This is a genomic window from Curtobacterium sp. B8, assembly GCF_000333315.1.
In the GTDB taxonomy this organism is placed as follows: Bacteria; Actinomycetota; Actinomycetes; order Actinomycetales; family Microbacteriaceae; genus Curtobacterium; species Curtobacterium luteum.
Genome location: NZ_BACW01000121.1, coordinates 1 through 1,859, shown reverse-complemented (window position 1 = coordinate 1,859; position 1,859 = coordinate 1). Strand labels below are relative to the sequence as shown.

Annotated in this window: 2 protein-coding genes; both read left to right on the top strand. The window is 72.9% G+C overall.

Annotation, left to right across the window (positions count from 1 at the left end):
• Positions 1-633: SMP-30/gluconolactonase/LRE family protein (locus I59_RS03195; RefSeq protein WP_083881925.1), on the top strand; the 633-nt coding region annotated here is incomplete at its 5' end.
• 70 nt (positions 634-703) lie between these two features.
• Entirely contained in the window at positions 704-1,834 is a 1,131-nt protein-coding gene (locus I59_RS03190) for an alpha/beta fold hydrolase (protein ID WP_187289781.1), read from the top strand.
• Positions 1,835-1,859 lie beyond the last annotated feature (25 nt).

Here is a 1,859-nt window from a genome sequence, read left to right as displayed (position 1 = left end):
GTGCTCACCGACCAGGACGGCGTGGTCGAACGGGAACTCGCCCGGGTGGACCACGCGACCGCGGGCATGCGGTTCAACGAGGGCAAGTGCGACCCCTTCGGCCGGTTCGTCGTCGGCAGCATGGACCTCGGCGGTGACGACCCCGCTGGCGCGCTGTACTCGTTCGAGGCCGACGGCTCCGTCCGGACACTGCGTGGCGGGTTCGGGGTGGCGAACGGCTTCGAGTGGTCCGCCGACGGGACGACGATGTTCGTGACGGACACCAGCACCTCGACCATCTACCGTGCGTCGTACGGACCGGACGGCGTGCTCGGCGAGCTCGTGCCCTTCATCAGCGGTGCGGCGCACGACGGGCTCGTCCGCGACGACGAGGACTGCCTCTGGACCGCGGTGTACGGCTCCGGGCGGGTCGAGCGGTGGAGCCCGGGCGCCGCACTGCTCGAGGTCGTCGAGGTCCCGGCGCCGAACGTGACGTCGGTGGCGTTCGGCGGCGACGACCTGTCGACGCTCTTCATCGCGACGGCACGGGAGAACCTCGAGGAGGGCCAGCTGGCGGCGCATCCGCACTCGGGAGCGGTGTTCGCCGTCCCGACGCGGGTCCACGGGCTCCCGGCGAACACGTTCAGCGGCTGACGGGGTGGGGTCCGTCGGGCAGGAGTCCGGCGCGGGTATCCTGGGCGACCGTTCGACCCGAGGAGACGCCGTGGACGACGACCGCACCCCGCACCCCGACGACCGCACCCTGCACACCGACGGCCGCACCGCACGCGGTGACGCCGCACCGGACCCGGCGGGCCGCCTGGCCGAGGCGGAGGACGCCGACGTCACGGTCGAGGTGGACCGCATCGCCGTCGACGGCACCTACGTCCGGGTCAGCTCGATCGGCGAACCGGGCGAACGCGCCTTCCTGCTCGTCGCGGGCCTCGGCATCGCGGCCACGTACTACGAACGGCTCGCCCCGCACCTCAACGAGAACGGCCCGGTCCACGCCCTCGACCTCCCCGGGTTCGCGGGCGTCCCGCACTTCCGCGGCCGGGTGACGATCGAGCGGTTCGCGGACGCGGTCGAGCGGGTCATCGACGAGCTCGGTCTCGAGGATCCGGTGCTCGTCGGGCACTCCATGGGCACGCAGGTGGTGACCGAGGTCGCGGCCCGGCGCCCGGACATCTCGGACCTCGTCCTCATCAGCCCGGTCGTCGACTCGCGGGCACGGACCGTGCGGCAGTCGGCGTTCCGGTTCCTCCGCTCGACCGTGCACGAACCGGCGGCGGTGCGCTGGCACGGCATCACGGCCTACGCGCTCTGCGGGTGGCACTGGTTCTCGAAGGTCCTGCCGCGGATGATCGCCTTCCCGATCGAGGAGCGTGCGGCCGAGGTGCAGGCCCGCACGCTCATCGTGCGTGGTGAGCACGACGCGATGGTGCCGCGGGACTGGGTCCGACGGCTGGCCCGGGTGTTCCCCTACGCGGTGCTCCGCGAGGTGGTGGACGGCGCCCACTCGGTGATGCACGCGCAGGCGGACGCGGTGGCGCGGCTCGCGGTGGACCACGTGGCCGGTCGGATCCCGGACCGCGGGGTGTCGTCGCTGCAGCGTGTGCGTGACGACTCGACGTCCTCGGACCTCGATCGGTTGGGCCCCGGTGATGCCTGGCTGCTCGTGAAGTCGCGGTTCATCGAGCTGTTCGGCATGGCCCGGAACGACGACGAGGCCCTGGAGGCCGCGAAGTCCGCACACGCGGTCGCGATGGCGGACGGCGACGGCCTCCCCGTCGATCCGGCGGACCGCCGGGCGGTCGTCGACGAGGTCGCACCCGAAGCGCGCGACGCGCGCTGACGACGGACGGCACCCACGGACGGGA